Origin of the sequence: Variovorax sp. VRV01 (genome assembly GCF_014852545.1) — a bacterium.
Classification (GTDB): Bacteria; Pseudomonadota; Gammaproteobacteria; order Burkholderiales; family Burkholderiaceae_C; genus Variovorax; species Variovorax beijingensis_A.
On record NZ_JACVBS010000003.1, the window covers coordinates 166,558 to 186,420 of the forward strand.

Sequence of the window (19,863 nt, forward strand, 5' to 3'; positions counted from 1 at the left end):
AAAGCTCATTGATGATCACCCCGTCGCGCAAGCACGCTGCTCCCCCTTCCCGCGCGACCCCTGCCGTGGACCCTCTTGTCGCCGAGCGCGAACGCACCGCGCTCGGCTGGCTGCACACGGCGCACTTCCTCACCAGCGCCCCGCAGCTGGAGCATCTGCCCCCGCTCGACCTGCCCGAAATCGCCTTTGTCGGCCGCTCGAACGCGGGCAAATCGACCGCCATCAACACGCTCACGCAGCAGACGCGCCTGGCCTTCGCCTCCAAGACGCCGGGCCGCACGCAGCACATCAACCTGTTCGGCGTCGGCAAGCAGAAGGCCGACGACGCCGTGCTGGCCGACCTGCCCGGCTACGGCTATGCCGCCGTTCCCAGGGAAGCCAAGCTGCGCTGGCAGCGCGTCATGGGCAACTACCTGATGACGCGCGAGAACCTGCGCGGCGTGGTGTTGATGTGCGACCCGCGCCACGGCATGACCGAGCTCGACGAGATCCTGCTCGACGTGATCCGTCCGCGCGTGGAGCAGGGGCTCAAGTTCCTCGTGCTGCTGACCAAGTCCGACAAGCTCACGCGCAGCGAGGGCGCCAAGGTGCTGTCCATTACGCGACTGCAGGCCGGCGGTGGCGAGGTCAAACTGTTCTCCGCCCTCAAGAAACAGGGCGTGGGCGAAGCCGCCGAGCTGCTGTGGCGCTGGGCGCATCCACCCGGAGAAGAAAAACCGGAGGCGGCCCAGCCGGCCGCGCCGCAAGACACCTAGGCGAAAACCGGCGCGGGCCGTTTCATCTGCGTGATCCACTATGAAAACAATAGCAACGAAAGTTGAAGGAGACCCCGCATGATCGAGACGTTCCAGCGCAGCCTGCCCAACGGAATCACGCTGAGCTGCCGCGCAACCGGCACGCCCGGGCGACCGCTGATGATGTTCCTTCATGGTTTTCCCGAAGCCGCCTTCATCTGGGACGAACTGCTCGAGCACTTCGCCCAGCCTGAACACGGCGGCTATCGCTGCGTCGCGCCCAATCTGCGCGGCTTCGAAAAGTCGAGTGCGCCCACCGAGGTGGCCGCATACAAGGCCCACCTGCTGATCCAGGACATCCAGCAACTGGCGGCCACCGAAAGCGCCGACGGCACCATGGCTGCCCTGGTCGCGCACGACTGGGGCGGCGCTTTCGGCTGGGGCTATGCCAATGCCTTTGCGCAGCAGGTCGGCAAGCTGGTCATCATCAATTCGCCGCACCCCGGCACCTTCACGCGCGAGCTGCGCCACAACCCGGCGCAGCAGCAAGCCAGCGCCTACATGAACTTTCTCGCCAGGCCCGATGCCGAGGCCCTGCTCTCGGCCGACGACTTCAAGCGCATGTGGCCCTTCTTCACCTTGATGAAGGCCGGGCCCGATGGCTTCGGCTGGCTGACCGAGGATGTGAAGCAGCGCTACCGAGAAGTGTGGAATGCGGGCCTCACGGGCGCCTGCAACCTGTATCGCGTCACGCCGATGAAGCCGCCGTTGCCGGGCCAGAGCATCGACGGCATTCCGGTGCTGCCGCGCGAGCGGCTCACCATCGACGTGCCGACCTTCGTCTTCTGGGCGCTCGACGACGCTGCGCTGCTGCCGGGCCTGCTCGAAGGCCTGGAAGACTACGTGCCGAAACTCGAGGTCAAGAAGGTGCCCAACGCCACCCACTGGATCGTGCACGAGCAGCCGCAGCTGGTCGCGCGCGAGATCGAAGCCTTTCTTGCCAGGGGCTGAAGCGGCTCCGCTTCAGTAGATCGGCGGCGCGCCTTCGGGCCGCGTCTTGAAGCGGCGGTGCACCCAGTAGTACTGCGAAGGCATCGTGTCGATGTAACCCTGCAGCCGCTGGTTCATGAGCGCCGTGTCGGCCTCGACGTCGTCGGTCGGGAAGTTCTGCCAGGCCGGCCGCACTTCGATCTCGTAGCCGCCAGGCGTGAGCTTCGCGATCACCGGCACCACCTTCGCCTTGCCCAGCCGCGCGAAGCGCGAGAGCGAGGGCACCGTGGCCGCCTGCACGCCGTAGAACGGCACGAAGATCGTCTGGTCGCGGCCGAAGTCCATGTCGGGCAGCAGGTACAGGAGGCCGCCCTTGCGCAGGCCCGCGAGCACCGGCTTGATGCCGTCGACGCGGTTGAGCGCCGCGACGTTGCCGAAGCGCGTGCGGCCTTCGCGGATCCATTCGTCGACCATCGGATCGCGCTGGGTCGTGTAGATGGTGGCCGAGGGCCGCGCCGTGTGCATGGTCAGCGCAGTGGCTGCCGCGTCGAGGCCGTAGAAATGCGGCGCAAACAGGATCATCGGCTCGTCGCCATCGGCAATCTCGCGGATCTCCGCCGCCGCGCCGACCACCTTGAGCCGGCGGGCCACCACCTTTTCGGGCGCATGCCAGAGCCAGCTGCGGTCGAGCCAGGACTGCGCCACGTAGACGAAGGTCTCGCGCGCGATGCGGCGGCGTTCGGCTTCGGATTTGCCGGGAAAGCACACGGCCAGGTTGGTGTCGACCACGCGCCGCCGCGGCAAGGCGATGGTGTGCAGCACCCGGCCGAGCAGCGCGCCGAAACCGCGCACCAGCGGCAGCGGCAGCGGCGCGATCGCGCGCATGAAAGCGATGCCGAGGCGGGAACCGAGACTCATCGTGCCTGCTCCCCGGGCTGGGCCGCCACCGCGGTTTCGCCGCGCGGCTCCTTGTAGCGCGCGTAGTCCCACACGTACTGCCCCGGCAGGCTGTGGATCAGGCGCCCGATGGCGTCGTTCATGGCGGCAGCCGCGGCCTCGATGGGCGCCGCCGGATCGGTGAGCGGCGTACCCACGATCGGCTCGAAGCGGATCACGTAGCCCGCGCCGCGCGGCAGCCTTTCGCACACGCTCAGGAAGCAGGCGGCGCCGGTTTGCTGCGCGAGCCGCGGCAGCAGCGTCATGGTGTAGGCCGGCCGGCCGAGAAAGGGCGCCCACACCCCCTGCCCCAGCGGCGGCACCTGGTCGGGCAGGATGCCGGTGTAGCCGCCGCTGCGCAGCGTGCGGATGAGGCCGCGCACGCCGGTGTTGTTGGTGGGCAGAGTCTGCAGGCCGGGCCGGTCGCGCGAGCCGGCGGCGATGAGCTCGGCCATCCACTTCTTGCGCGCGGGACGGAACAGCGCGGTGATCGGCCCGAAGGTCTCGAGAAAGCGTTCGCCGATCGCCTGGCCGCACATCTCCCAGCTGCCCAGGTGCGGCGCCACGAGGATCACGCCCTTCTTCTCCCGCATGGCGGCCTCGAAGGCCTCCACGCCTTCCCAGCGCACCACGCGGCGCAGCACGCTCTCGCCCTGCGGACGCAGCCAGAGCCAAGGCAGCTCGGCGGCCATCTGGCCGGCGGCTGCGATGGCGGGTCGGTATTGCCCGGGGGTGAAGCCGGCGCTCTCGGCATTGGCCTTGAAGCGGCGGCGGTAGTCGGGCGCGCAATACCAGACGATCCAGCCCAGCAGTGCGCCGAGTCGATGCATCACGGGCATCGGTACGCGGGCAAGCAGGCGGAACAGGGTGACCATAGGCAACAGGGAGTGAAAACCAGGACGCGCGCGCACGATTTGGCGCGGCTCGAATAGAATGCAAATTGTCGCCGAGTTACGGAACAACTTGCAGGGCGACAAACACAAGCGCAAAAGCGATTGTGCCCCGCCGATTCGTCGGCCTCTGCTAAAGCGTTCGCCAGGGCTCCGCAGAGTTGGCAACGCGCCAAATCACTTCAAGGAGCTTTGAACAAAATGGCGAACGACTTCCTCTTCACGTCCGAATCGGTTTCCGAAGGCCACCCCGACAAGGTCGCCGACCAGATCTCGGACGCCATCCTGGACGCGATCTTCGAGCAGGACCCGCGCAGCCGCGTGGCCGCCGAAACGCTGACCAACACCGGCCTCGTGGTGCTCGCCGGCGAAATCACGACCAATGCCCACGTCGACTACATCCAGGTCGCGCGCGACACCATCAAGCGCATCGGCTACGACAACACCGACTACGGCATCGACTACAAGGGCTGCGCCGTGATGGTCTGCTACGACAAGCAGTCCAACGACATCGCCCAGGGCGTGGACCACGCGAGCGACGACCACCTGAACACCGGCGCCGGCGACCAGGGCCTGATGTTCGGCTACGCCTGCGACGAAACGCCCGAGCTGATGCCCGCGCCCATTTACTACGCGCACCGCCTCGTCGAGCGCCAGGCCCAGCTGCGCAAGGACGGCCGCCTGCCCTTCCTGCGGCCCGACGCCAAGAGCCAGGTCACGATGCGCTACGTGGACGGCAAGCCGCACAGCATCGACACCGTGGTGCTCTCCACCCAGCACAGCCCCGACCAGAGCGAAACGCCCACCAAGATGAAGGCCTCGTTCAACGAAGCCATCATCGAGGAGATCATCAAGCCCGTGCTGCCGAAGGAATGGCTCAAGGACACGCGCTACCTGATCAACCCGACCGGGCGCTTCGTCATCGGCGGTCCGCAGGGCGACTGCGGCCTCACGGGCCGCAAGATCATCGTCGACACCTACGGCGGCGCCTGCCCGCACGGCGGCGGCGCGTTCTCGGGCAAGGACCCGTCGAAGGTCGACCGCTCGGCCGCCTACGCCGCGCGCTACGTGGCCAAGAACATCGTGGCCGCGGGCCTCGCGCGCCAGTGCCAGATCCAGGTGGCGTACGCCATCGGCGTGGCCCAGCCGATGAACATCACGGTCTACACCGAAGGCACCGGCGTGATCCCGGACAGCAAGATCGCGGAACTCGTGCGCGAGTTCTTCGACCTGCGTCCCAAGGGCATCATCCAGATGCTCGACCTGCTGCGCCCGATCTACCAGAAGACCGCCGCCTACGGCCACTTCGGCCGCGAGGAGCCCGAGTTCACCTGGGAAGCGACCACGCAGGCGGCTGCGCTGCGCGCTGCGGCCGGCCTGTAATTCCCCGGGGCTTTCCGCCCTCCTCCCACGCAAATGCCGGCCTCGCGCCGGCATTTGCGCTTCTGGAATACCCCCGCCGAATTTGCTGGCGGTGCGCGGCGTTGTGTGTAAAACTTGAGCGTCTTGTGAAAATTTTACAAAGGCTCTGGTGTCGCAATTGCCGGTTCGTCCGCCTCCCGCCCCCATTCCGGCCCCCGATGCCGGCCGGGCACAGCGCATCCATTCGGTCATCGACCTCTGGCTCGGGGAGCAACTGCGCAGAAGGCGCCAGGCCCTCGGCCGCTCGCTGCAGCAGGTGGCGCAGGCCTGCGGAATTTCGGTCAGCCTGCTGAGCCAGCTCGAACGCGGGCACCGCTCCATCTCCATCCGCACGCTCGGCGCGCTGGCGCAGGAACTGCAGTTGCCCATCGAAACCCTGGTGCGCAACACCCAGTACAGCGAGGGCGAGGCCGAAGGCGCGGTGGCGCGCGCCGGCACGCACAAGCGCATCGACCTTGGCGACAAGGGCATCCACAAGGAAAACCTCACGCCGCCCGCCGCCGCGGGTGGCGTCGAGATGTACCGGGCGGTGATCGATCCGGGCGGCTCCACGGGCGACGACCTGTTCTTCACGCGCAAGGGCGAACAGGTCGGCTACGTCATCGAGGGGCAGCTCGAACTCTTCGTGCGCGAGCGCCTGCTCAAGCTGAAGGCCGGCGACAGTTTTTGCTACGACGGGGGCATGCCGCGCCGCTGGCGCAACCCCGGCACCACACCCACCACCGTCCTTTGGGCGATCACCCGTTCACCCGCATAGGCCCGATCTTTTCTTGAAGAGGAACCCACCATGAAAATCGCTTCTTCCCTCGCAGCCTTCGTGCTGGCCACGTTCACCCTGGCCTTCGGCGGCCAGGCCTCGGCCCAGACGGTGCTCAAGGTGGGGTCCACGCCCACCGGCAATCCGTTCACCTTTCTCGACACCAAGACCAACACCATCGACGGCATCATGGCGGACATCGTCAAGGCCGTCGGCAAGACCTCGGGCTTCGAGGTGCAGATCGAGCCGATGCAGTTCTCGGCGCTGATCGGCTCGCTCACGTCCAAGCGCATCGACCTGATCTCGGCCGCGATGTTCATCACGCCGGTGCGCCAGGAGGTGGTGGACTTCTCGCAGCCGATCTACAGCTACGGCGAAGGCATCGTGGTGCCGGTGAAGGACACCACCGCCTACCGCAGCTTCGCCGAGTTCAAGGGCAAGCGCATGGGCGTGCAGGTGGGCACGGCCTTTGTCGAGCCGCTGCAGAAACTCGGCATCTTCAGCGAGGTCAAGCTCTACGACACCACCGCCGACCTGATGCGCGACGCCAATGCCGGGCGCATCGACGCGGGCGTGCTCGACTCGCCGATTGCCGCCTACGCGATCTCCAAGAACGTGTTCCCGAACCTGCGCCTGGTGACGACCTACCAGCCGACGATGGTCAACAGCATCGGCATTGCCACGCGCAAGGGCGACACCGAAACCATGGGCAAGGTGAATGCGGCGCTCACCAAGCTCAAGGCCGACGGCAGCATCGACGCGATCCTCAAGAAGTGGGGCCTCAACAGCTGAGCGGCACTTGCATTGCCTGCCCTCTGACAAACCCTGCCCATGAGCACCTTCCTGCACAACGTCTGGGAGTTCCTGCCGATCCTGCTCCAGGGTGCCAAGCTCACGGTGCTGGTGACGCTGGGCTCGCTGGTGATCTCCACGCTGCTCGGCCTGGTCTGGGCAGCGATGCGGGTCTCGGGCATTCCGCTGCTCGCAAAGATCAGCGCGGGCGTGATCAACCTGCTGCGCGGCATTCCGATCATCGTGCTGCTGTTCTTCATCTACTTCGTGATGCCCGACTTCGGCCTCTCGCTGACGGCGCTGCAGGCGGGCATCCTGGGTTTGGGCATCGCCTACTCGGCCTACCAGTCGGAGAACTTCCGCGCCGGCATCGAAGCTGTGGACCACGGCCAGGTGGAGGCGGCACAGGCCATGGGCATGAGCTGGCGGCTCACGATGCGGCGCGTGGTGCTGCCGCAGGCCTTCCGCATCACGCTGCCCTCCTACGGCAACATCATGATCATGATGCTCAAGGACTCGTCGCAGGCCTCGACCATCACCGTGGCCGAGCTCGCGCTGCAGGGCAAGCTGATCGCCACTTCCACCTTCCAGAACGCCACCGTGTTCTCGCTGGTGGCGCTGCTCTACCTCATCATGTGCGTGCCGCTCATCCTGCTGGTGCGCCACTTCGAGAAGCGGGGCAGGAAATGATCGAGATCCGCGGCCTGCAGAAATCCTTCGGCAGCCACCATGTGCTCAAGGGCATCGACGCCTCGATCTCGCAGGGCGAAGTGGTCTGCATCGTCGGGCCTTCGGGTTCGGGCAAGTCGACCATCCTGCGCTGCATCAACGGGCTCGAGAGCTATTCGGGCGGCAGCGTCGACATCGACGGCCGCCGCGTGGACAACCGCCATGCATCGATCAAGGCGATCCGCGCCGAAGTGGCCATGGTGTTCCAGCGCTTCAACCTGTTCCCGCACCGCACGGTGCTCGAGAACGTGATCGAAGGGCCTGTGTACGTGAAGGGCGAAGACCGCGCCGCCGCCATCGTGCATGCGAAGGAACTGCTCGCGAGCGTCGGCCTGGCCGACAAGGCTGCGGCGCATCCGCCGGAACTCTCGGGCGGGCAGCAGCAGCGCGTGGCCATTGCGCGCGCGCTGGCCATGCAGCCCAAGGCCATCCTGTTCGACGAGCCCACCTCGGCCCTCGACCCCGAACTCGTCGGCGACGTGCTGCAGGTGATGCGCAAGCTCGCCGGCACCGGCATGACGATGGTGGTGGTCACGCACGAGATGCAGTTCGCGCGCGAAGTGGCCGACCGCGTGATCTTCATCGACGGCGGCGTGATCGTCGAACAGGGCCCTGCCGCTGAGCTGCTCAACAACCCGCGGAACCCGCGCACGCAGGACTTCCTGCGCCGCGTGCTCCATCCGCTCTGAAGGGCCTTCATTCATGCCGAACGCGCCGCAGGAATTCTTTCCGCTCGCCCCATCGCTCTGGGCCGCCACCGCGGTGCCCGCACCGGCAACCGCGCCGCTGGACACCGACGCGCAGGCCGACGTGATCGTGGTCGGCGCCGGCTATTGCGGCCTCAGCACGGCGCTGCATCTGGCCGAGCGCGGCGTGCGTGTGGTGGTGCTCGAAGCGAAGGAGATCGGTTTCGGCGGCTCGGGCCGCAACGGCGGCCAGGTCATCCCGGGCCTCAAGCACGACCCGAGCGAACTGCTGCGCATGTTCGGCTCCGACGAAGGCCAGCGCCTGGTCGACTTTGCCAAGGGCACGGCCGACGCGGTGTTCGACCTGATCGACAAGCACGGCATGGACGTGCCCCGCGCGCGCCAGGGCTGGATCCAGGGCGCGCACACGCCGGCCGCCGTGCAACTGGCCGAGCGCCGCGCGCGCGACTGGCAGATGCAGGGCGTGGCCGCGCGCCAGCTCGACCGCAACGAAACCGCGCGCCTGCTGGGCACCGACAAGTACTTCGGCGGCTGGCTCGATCCGCGCGGCGGCGGCGTGCAGCCGCTGAGCTACGCGCGCGAACTGGCGCGCGCGGCGCAGGCGGCCGGCGTGGTCATCCACACCGGCACGCCCGTGACGCAGCTCACCCAGGCCCACGGCAAGTGGCAGGCCGCCACCGCACGCGGCCAGCGCGTGACGGCCGAGCGCGTGGTGATGTGCACCAACGGCTACACCGACGGCCTGTGGCCCGGCCTGCGCAAGACCATCATCAATGCGAACTCGTTCCAGGTCGCGACCGAGCCGCTACCCGAGGCAATACGCAAGACCGTGCTGCCCGAAGGCCACGTCTCCTCCGATGCGCGCAACCTGCTGCTCTATTACCGCCTGGACCACGCCGGCCGCCTGCTGATGGGCGGGCGCGGCACCTTCCGCGAACCCGATTCCGGCCAGCCGGGCGACTGGTCGCACCTGGAGCACGTGGTTGCCAAGCTGTTCCCGCAGGCGGCGGGCGTGCCCATTGCCTACCGCTGGTGCGGCCATGTCGCGATCACGCGCGACTACCTGCCGCACCTGCACGAGCCCGCACCGGGCCTCTTGATCGACATCGGCTGCCAGGGCCGCGGGGTCGGCCTGCAGACGCGCATGGGCCAGGCCCTGGCGCAGTACATCGCCACGGGCGACAGGAAGGCGCTGCCGGTGCAGCCCTCGGACATGCGGCCATTCCCGCTCTATGGCCTGCGCCGCCTCTATGTGTCGGCCGTGATCGGCTGGTACCGAATGACGGACGGCGGCGTCTGAGCCTCAGAAGCGGTAGGCCCCGCTCAGGCCCACCGTCCAGTTGCGGCCCGGCGCGGGCTCGTAGTAGCGCGCGTTGCCCTCGTTGACGATCAGCGAACCCACGTAGCGGCGGTCGAACAGGTTGTCGACGCGCGCAAAGGCGTTGAACTCCCAGCGCTCCCACTTCTTCAGGTAGCCGGCGTACAGCGCGGCGACGGCATAGCCCGGCGCGCTGGCGGTGTTGGCGTCGTTGGCCTGCATGCGCCCGAGCGCGCGCATCTCGACGCCGGCGCGCCAGCCTTCGGGCGGCACCCAGCCCAGCGATGCGAAGAGCGATTGCCGCGCGATCCCCGGAATGCGGTTGCCCGCCGCCACCGTGTTGGATGCCGCGCAGGGCGACGGCGAGCAGAAGGCATCACGGTAGCGCGCGTCAAGCCAGGTGTAGGCCAGCTGGGTGCGCCAGTGGTCGGCCGTTTCGTGCTGCCAGGCCAGCTCGAAGCCGTTGCGCCGCGTGCGGCCCGCGTTCTGGAAAGTGGCGCGGCCGCCGATGTTGGTGTCGGTCACGATCTCGTCGCGCGTGCGGGTCTGGAACAGCGCCGCCGTCAGCAGCCCTCCGCCCAACCGCGCCTTCGCGCCCAGTTCGACGCTGACGTTGACCGAGGGCCGCAGCGCGAAGTTGAGCCCGCTGGCAACGCCCGCGCGGTAGGAAAGCTCGTTGAGCGTCGGCGTCTCGAAGCCGCGGCCGATCGAGCCATACAGCGCGAGATCGGGCGTGGCCTGGTAGCGCAGCGAGGCCACGGGCAACGTCTTGCTGTAGCGCGCGCTGCCGCTGTCGTCGCGGTTGGCGCCCACGATGTAGCGGTCCTGCGAATCGAAGTGCACGCTGCTGCGGCGCACGCCGGCCTCGAGCGTCCATTGCTCCGCGAGGCGCCAGGTGGCCTGCGCGTAAGGGTCGAGATTCCAGACCTCGTTGCGTTCGCTGCGCCGCAGTCGCCCCTGCACGCCCAGCACGGGCGAAGCCACGCGGCCGAGGTAGTTCTCGTAGCCGCGGCGCTGTTCGCGCAGGCTGTCGTAGCCCAGGCCCGCCACCAGTTCGAGCGGCCGGTCGGCCAGTTGCAGCGCGGCGGTCCAGCGCAGATCGAGCCCGCCGTACTGGCGCGTGAGGTCGATCACGCCGCCCGCATGCAGCGGGTTCTGTTGCGCCGACGGCGGAATCGACTGGTACTGCACGGTCTTGCGCTCGCCGCCGTAGACCATGAGCCGCAGCGACTGCGCGGCATCGATGCGCCGTTCATAGAGCAGGCCGGCCTGGGTCTGCTCCACGGTCTTGCGGGTGTCGAACTGGGTGGCGAGCGGTGCGCTGCGCGGCGCCAGCGCGTACTGCCCGGCCGTGAGCCCCAGCGGATCCTGCGCGCTGATGCGCACGCTGTTGAGCACCAGCGTGAGTTTGTCGCCGTTGTCCAGCGCGATGCCGAGCTTGCCGTTCGCAATGTCGCGCCGTGCCGCACTGTGCTCGCGCCAGCCGTCGGTCTGGAAGCGGCTCGCGTTCAGCAGGTAGTCGACTGCGCCCTGCGACCCGCTGGCCTGCAGCGACTGGCGCCAGGTGCCGAAGCTCCCTCCGGCCGCCGAGTACGAAAGCCGCGGCGCACCCTCGCCCGACGCGGTGAAGGCCTGCAGCACGCCGCCCGACGAGTTGCCGTAGAGCGCCGAGAACGGCCCCCGCAGTATCTCGATGCGGTCGAGCGAGCCGATGTCGATGTTGGAGGTCTGGCCCTGGCCGTCGGGCAGCGTGGCGGGAATGCCGTCGACATACAGCCGCACGCCGCGCACGCCGAAGGTGGAACGCGCGCCGAAGCCGCGGATCGACAGCTGCAGGTCCTGCGCATAGTTCATGCGGTTCTGCACCTGCAGGCCCGGAACGCCGCCCAGGCTTTCGGAAAGATTGACCTGCAGCCGGCTGTCGCGCATCTCGGCGCCATCGACCCGGTCCACCGAGCCAGGCACGTTGAACGGCGCGACCTCGCCGCGCGGCGTGGAGACGGTGACTTCGGGCAGGCTGCCGCGGTCGGCCTGCTGCGCCGCCGCGGCGAGCGGAACTCCCAGCAGGAGCAGGCGGACGGCGGCAGTGGCGGTAGCGGAAAGTGCAGGCTTCATTGCGCCGATTCTGCGTCGGCGCGCGCCCCTGCCCGTACTGGCAGGAACCCGGTCGGGCCGGATTCAGCTTCTTCTGCGCCAGCCGTACCAGCCGCAGACGGCAACGGGAATGCCCAGCGCAAACCAGGCCAGCATGTCTCCCAGGCCGCCGTCGCTGAACAGCGCCGAGACCAGCCCGAAGGTGGTCAGCATGCCGAGCACGATCGGCCAGCCCCACATGTGCCGGAAGCTGTGGCGCGGCTTCATGCCTGCACCTTCATGGCGGGCGCCGGATCAGGCTGCTGATGCCCACCATGCGGCGGCCGCTGGCCCACCGGCGAGGCCGCAGCAGGCACGCTGTTGCCGCGCTTGAGCCACAGGTACAGCCCGCTGCCCAGCACGATGATGGTCGCGATGTCGAGCAGCGCCCAGATGATCTGCATCGGCATGCCGCCGTAGTCGCCGAAGTGCAGCGGCTGCGACACCAGCAGCGCCGTCAGGTACCAGGGCATCTTCGGCGCGGCGGTCACCTGGGCCGTCTTGGCATCGACCAGCACCGGCTGCAGCAGCTTCGAGGTGAAGGGCTCGCTGCCGCGCATGAAGAAGGTGGTGTGGTGCGGGCTCGAGAACGCGGTGCCGGGGAACGCGACGAAGGACAGCTTCATGCCGGGCGTCTGCTGGAGCGCGACCTCCATCGAGCGCTGCACCGATGCGCGCTGGGCCACCGGCACCGTCGGCTCGTCCTTGTAGGGCGCAAGAAGCGCGCTGAGCTGGTCGTACTGCCAGTACTTGATGACCAGGTCGGCCCAGGTGTTGATCATGCCGGTGGAGCCCACCACGAACAGCCAGACCAGCGTGACGATGCCCAGCAGGTTGTGCAGGTCGAGCCACTTCAGGCGCGGGCGCTTCTCGCGCCGCACCGTGCCGAAGTCGAGCTTGCGCATGAACGGCGCATAGAGCACCACGCCGGAGACGATGGCCACCAGCAGCAGCAGGCCCATGAAGCCCAGGAACAGCTTGCCCGCGAGTCCGGCAAACAGGTCGACGTGCAGCTTGAACATCACGTACATGAAGCCTTCGTCGAGCTTGGGCTGGGCAAGCACGGCGCCGGTGCGCGCGTCCACCGCCACCGACTTGAAGTCGTCCGTGGGCGCAGGCGTTGGCGTGAGCGTGACGAACCAGAGGCCGTCGTCGTCCTCGGGCTGCGAAACGAACTGCACCACGCGGTCAGGGTGTTTCGCACGCGCCGTTTCGAGCACGCGGTCCAGGCTCACGCGCGGCGTGTTCGCGGGCATCTTGGGCGACTCGACCTCGGTGCCCAGCAGGTGCCCGATCTCGTGATGGAAGATCAGCGGCAGGCCCGTGATGCACAGGAGCAGCATGAACACGGTGCACACGAGGCTGCTCCACTTGTGCACCCAGGCCCAGGTCTTGATCTTTCGGCTGTTCATGTCGTTGCTGCCCTCGTCGAAAGTGAGCTGTTAGAAACGGTAGGTCGCGCTGGCCACGATGTTTCGGCGCGAGCCGTACCAGCAGTCGCCGCGCGACAGGCAGGTGCTGAAATACGCCTTGTCCGTCACGTTGTTGATGTTGAGCGCATAGCGCCACTGCGCGGTGTCGTAGGCGAACACGAGGTCGGCCAGCGCAACGCCCGGCACGCGCGGTCCCACGCCGAATTGCAGGTCGCGGAACGAGCTCATCACGCGCACGCCGGCGCCGGCCGAGAAGCCGCTGACGCCGCCGATCGAGAAGCGGTACTTGGCCCAGACGCTTGCCTGGTGCTTGGGCAGGCCCTCGATCTGTTCGTCGGCATCGGTGTAGTTGTAGTGTGCGATGAGATCGAGATTGGGGCCGATGGATCCCTTGGCCTCGAGTTCGACGCCCTTGGTCTTGGTCTTGCCGGCTTGCGTGTACACGTTCGGCGACGGCGAAGTGATCTGGTTCTTCTCCTGCAGATCGTAGACCGCCGCGCTGAATGCCAGCGCGCGGTCCTTCGGCTCATACTTCACGCCGGCTTCCCATTGCTCGCCGCGCAAGGGCGTGAAGATCTGCCCGTTGCGCGGCGACTGCGGCGTGAACGATTCGGTATAGCTCAGATACGGCGACCAGCCCGAGGGCATGGCATACATCAGGCCGAAGCGCTTGGTGGTCGCGCTGCTCTTCTGCTCGTCGCTGCCGGCGGCGCTGGACACCGCCCTGTCGTGCCGCAGGCCCGCCACGAAGATCCAGTTGTCGAGCTTGATCTGATCCTGCAGATAGACGCCGGTCTGGCGCTGGCGCGTGCGCGGCAGCGCCACGCGCTCGGGCAGGTCGACATGGCCGTACACCGGCGCGTAGACGTCGATGGTGTCGAAGGTCGTTGCGCCCCACACGTTCTCGCGCTGCCTGGAAAAATCCGCCCCGACCAGCAGCGTGTGCTTCACCGCGCCGGTTTCGAAATGGCCCTCGACATGGTTGTCGAGCGTCTGCGTGCGGTTGCGTGTGAGATAGCTGTCGTAGTAGCGGCCGAGCACGCGCTTGAAGATCGGATCGGTGGCGTCCCAGCTCTCGGCCCCGCTGAAGGCAGCGCCATAGTGGTAGCGGTTGTCGTTCTCGTTTTTCGCGTAGCGGAAGTTCTGCCGCACGCGCCAGTTCTCGTTGAACTTGTGCTCGAACTGCCAGCCGAAGGTCTTGCGTTCGCTGTTGTAGTAGTCGAAGCCCGGCTCGCCGATGAATCGGCTGGCGGGAATGCTCCCGTTCGGGTTCGGCAGCAAGGTGCCCTCCCACGGAAGGAACTGGGAGCTGCTGCCGCTCTTGTCCTTTTGCCACAGCCCCTGCAACGTGAGCGAGGTGGCCGCATTGGGCCGCCAGGTCAGCGAAGGCGCAATGACGCTGCGGTCGTCGGGCACGTAATCGACCTGCGAGTCCGACTTGCGCTGCAATGCGATCAGCCGGTACGACAGGCTGCCGTCGGCATTCAGCGGCCCCGTGAGGTCGGCCTGGACCTGCTTGCGGCCGAAGCTGCCGAACTGCACGCCCACTTCGCGCTGGGTTTCCTGTAGCGGACGCTTGCTGACCATGTTGACCACGCCCGCGGCCGTGCCCGCGCCGAACAGCATGCCCGCCGGGCCGCGCAGCACTTCGAGCCGCTCCAGCGTGTAGGGCTCGGTGCGCGTGGTGCTGGTGTAGTAGCCATAGGACTGGCGCAGGCCGTCCAGGTAGACGTCGGGCGTGGCGCCCCGGATGCGCACGGAGTCGGTCCGCGAATCCTGGCCATAGGCATCGGAGCGCACGCCGGCCGCGTAGTTGAGCGCGTCCTGCACGTTGGTTGCGCCCTGATCCACCATCTGGTCGCGCGTGACCACGGTCACGGACTGAGGCGTTTCTGCCAGCGGCGTGTCGGTCTTGGTGGCGGTGGCGGCGTTCCTGGCGCGGTAGCCGATCACCGGCGAAGTCGCGGTTTCGAGCTCGGCGCTTGCATCGATCTTCACTTCCGGCAGGGCGCCAGGCGCCGTGGTCTGGGCCAGAACCTGGTGATGCACGTAAATCGCCATGCAGCCTGCCAGCACCGATGCGACCTTGCGCCCCGCCATGAACCTCTTCATTCCTTCTCCACTCCGAAACATTATTAAGAACGATTCGCATTCTAATAGTTATAAAGTCTCATTTGTTCCGATTTCCCCGCCTGGACAAGGGGGCGTTCCTGCAGCGCTCGCGCCGACGGTGCGGCGCGCCACAAGGCAAAGCGGCTACGATCCCGGCCGCACGTCGTGTGCGTCCGCAGGCCCCATGCCCGACAAGCTCATCGCCTCTTCGTTTCCTGCGCTGCGCGGCCTGGCGCTCTGGCTGGTGGCCACCGGCATCGCCTGGGTGCTCGCAGGCTGCGCCGGCCTGCCTCCGCGCACGCCCGAGCCGCCAACGCTCTCGATTGCCGCCTCCCCTTCCACCGCGCTCGGCCGCGCCGCGGCCAGCCTGGACGACGCGCACGACGGCCTGTCGAGCATCCGGCCGCTGGTGGAGGCCTCCTTTGCGCTCGATGCGCGCTTCGAGCTGATGCGGCGGGCGCAGGCCTCGCTGGACGTACAGACCTATCAGCTCGGCAACGACAAGACCGGCCGCCTGCTGCTGCGCGAATTGCGCGATGCCGCGCGGCGCGGCGTGCGGGTGCGCCTGCTGCTCGACGACTTCTACACGGCCGGCATGGACCGCCTCCTGCTCGGCCTGGCCGCGGAACCCAACGCCGAAGTCCGGCTGTTCAACCCCTTCGTGAACGCCCGCGACCATTCGGCCACGCGCTGGATGGAATTCTTCGGCGATTTCCGCCGCCTCAACCATCGCATGCACAACAAACTCTTCGTGGCCGATGGCGCCATGGCCATTGCCGGCGGCCGCAACCTGGCCGACGAGTATTTCCTGCGCAGCGAGGGCGCCAACTTCATCGACTTCGAACTGATCATGGCCGGCCCCGTGGTTCCGGAGGCCGCCCGCATCTTCGACACCTACTGGAACAGCGACGTCGTCTACCCGCTCCAGCGGATCGCCAACGCCAGCGGCACCCCGGAGGCGCTGAAGTCCGAGTTCGAAGCCGCCACCTCGCCGGTCCATGCCCCGCCGCCCGCCGCCCTGCAGGGCACCGACCTGATGGGCGATCCGCCGCTCGGCGCCCAGTTGGCCGACGTCGGCCGCATGAAGTGGATGCGCGCCGACGCCCATGCCGCGGCCGACAGCCCCAACAAGGCGCTGGGCACCCTCGCGTCACCGGCCGAATCGCTGGCCGCGCGTTTCCATGAAATGACCGCCACGGCGCGTTCGGACGTGGTGGTGATCTCGCCCTACTTCATTCCGGGCGAGGAAGGCATGGTGCGCATCCGCGAGGGCCGGGCGCGCGGCGTGCGCATCAGTGTCATCACCAATTCGCTGGCCGACAGCGACGAGCCGCTGGTCAACATCAACTACAACCGCTATCGCGTCGACATGCTGAAGCTGGGCGTGAACCTGTACGAGGTCAGCACCCGGCAGCTCAAGCGCAACCGGCAGTTGCGCGACCTGCTCAAGAAGGCGCGCGGCCGGCTGCACGCCAAGCTCGCGCTGGTCGACCGCGAATGGGTGCTGCTGGGCTCCATGAACCTCGACCCGCGCTCGGCGCGGCTGAACACCGAGTTCGGCGTTCGCGTGCGAAGTTTCGAGCTGACCCAGGCGCTTCTCTATGCCTACCAGCTCGACGACATCGAGGGCGTCTACCGCGTCGTGCTGCTGCCCGACGGCGAGAACGTGCAATGGATAGGCACCGGCGACGTGGACAACGAGGTGCTCGACAGCGAGCCCGACTCGAGCCTGCTCACGCGGCTGCAACTGCTGCTGTTTTCCTGGTTCGTGCCGACCGACCAGCTGTAGCGGACGTCTACAATAGGTAATGAGATTTATTCTCATTAACTGTAAATAAAACGTCAACAAATTTCAATGAGATCCCGCATCCGGTCGTCACGCATCGCTTTTGCCCTGCTCCCCCTCGCTTCCATTTCCCCGCTCTCCATGGCACAAGGCACCGGCACCGGACAGCCGGACCCTGCGAGCACATCGCTGCCCGAAGTGCATGTTGTCGCCGAGCCCGAATCCGGGGGCTACAACCCCACGACCAGCAGCGGCGCCACGCGCACCAGCACGCCGCTGCGGGAGGTGCCGCAATCGGTGCGCATCGTCTCCAGCCAGCTGATCGAAGACATGGGTGCGACGCGCCTGGCCGACACGGTGGGTTTTGTCAGTGGGATCACGCGCCTCAACGACTTCGGTGGCACCTGGGACAACTTCGGCATCCGCGGGTTCAGCAGTACCGACATGGGATTCCTGGTCAACGGCTTTCCCGGATCGCGCGGCTACAACCCGCCGCGCGACACCGCCACGGTCGAGCGCTTCGAGTTCCTCAAGGGCCCGGCTTCGGCGGTCTACGGCAGCAGCGAGCCCGGCGGCACCATCAACATCGTCACGAAAAAGCCGGAATTCACGCGTCGCAACACGGCCGACTTCAGCATCGGCAGCCAGGGCCTGCGCCGCAGCACGCTGGACAGCACCGGCGCGCTGAGCCGCAACGTGGCCTACCGGCTGAACCTGGCGGTGGAAGAAGGCGACAGCCGAAGCGACCTGCTGAGCAACAGGCGCACCCTGGTCGCGCCGGCGCTGACCTGGGTCATCGACGACAAGACAGTGCTCAACTACGAGTCCGAATTCCTGCGTTCGAAAACGCCGCTGGACCGCGGGCTGATCAACGTTCGCGGCCTGCTCGGAACCCTGCCGCGCGACCGGGTGCTCAACGAACCCGGCGACGGCAACATGACGCTCACCAGCAATACCCACCAGCTCACGCTGGACCGCCAGCTGTCGGAAAACTGGCGCGCGCGCATCGGTGCGAGCTACAAGGAAAGCACCTTCTCCGGCAACTACACCGAAGCGACTTCCCTGGCCAGCGACAACCGGACGCTCAACCGCCGCGCCACCTGGCGCCAGCTGCCGTCGCGCGACACTTCTTTCCAGGCGGAGCTGGAAGGCAAGTTCACGACCGGCGCGCTGGCCCATACGCTGCTGGTCGGCGTGGAAGCGTCCAGGCTGTGGATGAACACCGAAATCCTCCGCTCGGGCAACTACCCGATCGACATCTACCAGCCCGTCTATGGCAGGCCCCGGCCGCCGCTCACCTCGCTCACTTCCAGTTCGGACGAGCACCAGCGCGCGAGCGCCGTTTTCCTGCAAGACCAGATCAGCCTGTCGCCGCAGTGGAAGCTGCTGGTGGGCGCCCGCTACGACCACTTCAGGCAGAGCATCGAGGACCGCGTGAACCGCAACAGCGCCCAGAAGCACGATGCCGTTTCGCCGCGCGCAGGCCTCACCTACCTGCCGAACGACTGGAGTTCCTGGTACGTCTCCGCCGGCAAGTCGTTTCGCGGCAACAGCGGCACCGACAAGAACGGCCAGGCCTTCGATCCGCAGCGCTCCACCGCGCTGGAGGCCGGCGTGAAGCTGCAGACGCCGGACCAGCGCCTGGGCGCCAACCTGGCCGTGTTCGACATCAAGAAGACGAACGTGCTGACGGCCAGCGACACGCCCGGCTTCTCCGTGGCGGCCGGCGAGGTCAAGAGCAGCGGCTTCGAGGCCGACGTCTATGGCCAGATCGACAGGAACTGGCGGGTGAGCGGAAATTTCGCGTACGTTGACGCCCGGATCTCGAAGGACGCAACGCTGGCGCCCGGCACACGCATCGTGAACATCCCGAAGACGAGCGCCGGCCTGTTCGCCATCCGCGAGGATGCGCTGGCCGACGGCAGCCGCTATGGAATCGGTGCCGGCATCAACTACGTCGGCAACCGTTCGGGCAACAGCGCCGACACCTACGCGCTGCCGGCCTACACCACCGTCAAGCTGGTGAGCTTCTGGCAGATCAACAAGACCGCCCGCGTGTCGATCGACGTGCACAACCTCTTCAACCGGAACTACTACACCGCCTCGTGGGGCAACCTGTACGTGATTCCGGGCGCCAGGCGCAGCGTCGTGGCCAGCCTGAAGCTGGACCTCTGAAGCCCGTGCATTCACCCCGTATCCGCATTTTTTCGACTGGACTCCCAATGATGAACAGGCTGCACCGAATCGCCGCCCTGGCCACGCTCGCAGCGGCGGCCGTACTTTCTTCCGCGGGCGCGCAGGCGCACGGCATCTGGTTTGCCCAGCGCTCGGGCGATCTCGCATTGATCTATGGCGAGGGCGCCGACGACCTGGATACGGTCAAGCGGCAGCCGCTGATCACCGCGGTCAGCGCCTATGACGCATACGGGAAGCCCGTGCCGACCGCCCTGGAGGTGAACGGGCGCCTGCTGCTTGTGGACACCAAGGAGAAACCCGCCATCGTCGCAGCGGTGCTCGACAACGGCATCTGGAGCAAGACGCCGGAAGGCAAATGGCTCAAGAAGGGCAAGAACGAAGTTCCCGGCGCGCTCACGAGCGGCCACAACTTCAAATATGCGGTGCATCTGCGCAGCCCGCTGCGCAATGCCTTGCCGCCGCTGCCCGGGCATGCGCTGCAGATCGTCCCGGTCGATGCCGCCCTGCCCGAGAAGCTCGGGCAAGACCTGCGCCTGCGCGTGCTCTACCAGGGCAAGCCCGTGGCGGGCGCCCTGGTGCTGAGTGATTTCGTCAACGATCCCGACGCCAGGCCCATGGAAAGCGGCGCCGACGGCAGTGTGGTCATCAAGGTGCGAAACCAGGGGCTGAACGTCGTCACCGCCCAGTGGGCCGCACCGCCGGAAGATCCCCTCAAGACCGACAAGGTGGAGCACCTGACATCGCTCTCCTTTGTGCTGTCGCACGCGCCGGAATAGGCGGGCAGCGCCGCAGATGCGCGCCCGGGCCCTTGAAACTCCCCCGATTGCCCTTATGATTAGCACTCGCTGCTGATGAGTGCTAACAAAGCCTCGCTTCCAGTCGATGGGCTGCCGGTCTTTCCCGCCGGCGCCCGACCACAACCCCGTTT

General features: G+C 67.2%; 17 protein-coding genes. 11 read left to right on the plus strand and 6 right to left on the minus strand.

Annotation, left to right across the window (positions count from 1 at the left end):
• The first annotated feature begins 11 nt into the window (after positions 1-11).
• Both yihA and IB278_RS07080 read left to right on the plus strand, forming a co-directional pair.
• Positions 12-755, plus strand: a complete 744-nt coding sequence (gene yihA / locus IB278_RS07075; protein WP_145740985.1) for a ribosome biogenesis GTP-binding protein YihA/YsxC — start codon at positions 12-14, stop codon at positions 753-755.
• A 78-nt stretch (positions 756-833) separates the two neighbouring features.
• Positions 834-1,745, plus strand: a complete 912-nt coding sequence (locus IB278_RS07080; protein WP_145740983.1) for an alpha/beta fold hydrolase — start codon at positions 834-836, stop codon at positions 1,743-1,745.
• A 12-nt stretch (positions 1,746-1,757) separates the two neighbouring features.
• Here IB278_RS07080 and IB278_RS07085 read toward each other — a convergent pair whose 3' ends face one another.
• Both IB278_RS07085 and IB278_RS07090 read right to left on the minus strand, forming a co-directional pair.
• On the minus strand, positions 1,758-2,642 hold the full coding sequence (locus tag IB278_RS07085; protein WP_145740981.1) for a lipid A biosynthesis acyltransferase: 885 nt from the start codon (positions 2,640-2,642) through the stop codon (positions 1,758-1,760).
• Entirely contained in the window at positions 2,639-3,535 is an 897-nt protein-coding gene (locus IB278_RS07090) for a lysophospholipid acyltransferase family protein (RefSeq protein ID WP_012746276.1), read from the minus strand. Before IB278_RS07090 ends, IB278_RS07085 begins: the two co-directional genes overlap by 4 nt.
• Positions 3,536-3,751: 216 nt before the next feature.
• Here IB278_RS07090 and metK point away from each other — a divergent pair, with 216 nt between their 5' ends.
• The 6 genes from metK to IB278_RS07120 all read left to right on the plus strand — a co-directional run bounded on the left by metK (position 3,752) and on the right by IB278_RS07120 (position 9,257).
• The gene (gene metK, locus IB278_RS07095) at positions 3,752-4,933 is read left to right on the plus strand and encodes a methionine adenosyltransferase (RefSeq protein WP_145740980.1); all 1,182 of its coding nucleotides are present in this window, start codon (positions 3,752-3,754) and stop codon (positions 4,931-4,933) included.
• A 148-nt stretch (positions 4,934-5,081) separates the two neighbouring features.
• Positions 5,082-5,729: a helix-turn-helix domain-containing protein gene (locus tag IB278_RS07100; protein WP_318646676.1), complete on the plus strand. Its 648-nt coding sequence runs from the start codon at positions 5,082-5,084 to the stop codon at positions 5,727-5,729.
• Between the two features lie 30 nt (positions 5,730-5,759).
• Entirely contained in the window at positions 5,760-6,521 is a 762-nt protein-coding gene (locus IB278_RS07105) for an ABC transporter substrate-binding protein (RefSeq protein ID WP_186454125.1), read from the plus strand.
• A gap of 39 nt (positions 6,522-6,560) precedes the next feature.
• Positions 6,561-7,211, plus strand: a complete 651-nt coding sequence (locus tag IB278_RS07110) for an amino acid ABC transporter permease (protein ID WP_145740976.1) — start codon at positions 6,561-6,563, stop codon at positions 7,209-7,211.
• Complete coding sequence (locus tag IB278_RS07115) at positions 7,208-7,939, plus strand: amino acid ABC transporter ATP-binding protein (RefSeq protein ID WP_192323051.1); 732 nt, start codon at positions 7,208-7,210, stop codon at positions 7,937-7,939. The genes IB278_RS07110 and IB278_RS07115 overlap by 4 nt, the downstream gene beginning before the upstream one ends.
• A gap of 13 nt (positions 7,940-7,952) precedes the next feature.
• Positions 7,953-9,257, plus strand: coding sequence for an NAD(P)/FAD-dependent oxidoreductase (locus IB278_RS07120; RefSeq protein ID WP_192323052.1), 1,305 nt, complete (start codon positions 7,953-7,955; stop codon positions 9,255-9,257).
• Positions 9,258-9,260: 3 nt separating this feature from the next.
• Here IB278_RS07120 and IB278_RS07125 read toward each other — a convergent pair whose 3' ends face one another.
• From IB278_RS07125 to IB278_RS07140, 4 genes are all read right to left on the minus strand, one after another.
• On the minus strand, positions 9,261-11,390 hold the full coding sequence (locus IB278_RS07125; protein ID WP_192323053.1) for a TonB-dependent receptor: 2,130 nt from the start codon (positions 11,388-11,390) through the stop codon (positions 9,261-9,263).
• Between the two features lie 63 nt (positions 11,391-11,453).
• The gene (locus IB278_RS07130) at positions 11,454-11,636 is read right to left on the minus strand and encodes a hypothetical protein (RefSeq protein ID WP_145740968.1); all 183 of its coding nucleotides are present in this window, start codon (positions 11,634-11,636) and stop codon (positions 11,454-11,456) included.
• A complete protein-coding gene (locus tag IB278_RS07135; protein WP_145740966.1) occupies positions 11,633-12,820 on the minus strand; it encodes a PepSY-associated TM helix domain-containing protein in 1,188 nt (395 codons plus the stop codon). Before IB278_RS07135 ends, IB278_RS07130 begins: the two co-directional genes overlap by 4 nt.
• 30 nt (positions 12,821-12,850) lie before the next feature.
• Positions 12,851-14,953, minus strand: a complete 2,103-nt coding sequence (locus IB278_RS07140) for a TonB-dependent siderophore receptor (protein WP_192323054.1) — start codon at positions 14,951-14,953, stop codon at positions 12,851-12,853.
• A 184-nt stretch (positions 14,954-15,137) separates the two neighbouring features.
• On the opposite strand from IB278_RS07140, the gene IB278_RS07145 reads away from it, so the two are divergent.
• From IB278_RS07145 to IB278_RS07155, 3 genes are all read left to right on the plus strand, one after another.
• On the plus strand, positions 15,138-16,742 hold the full coding sequence (locus IB278_RS07145; protein WP_192323055.1) for a phospholipase D family protein: 1,605 nt from the start codon (positions 15,138-15,140) through the stop codon (positions 16,740-16,742).
• Between the two features lie 66 nt (positions 16,743-16,808).
• Entirely contained in the window at positions 16,809-18,914 is a 2,106-nt protein-coding gene (locus IB278_RS07150; RefSeq protein WP_192323056.1) for a TonB-dependent siderophore receptor, read from the plus strand.
• A gap of 47 nt (positions 18,915-18,961) precedes the next feature.
• Entirely contained in the window at positions 18,962-19,711 is a 750-nt protein-coding gene (locus tag IB278_RS07155) for a DUF4198 domain-containing protein (RefSeq protein WP_225612784.1), read from the plus strand.
• Positions 19,712-19,863: the final 152 nt, after the last annotated feature.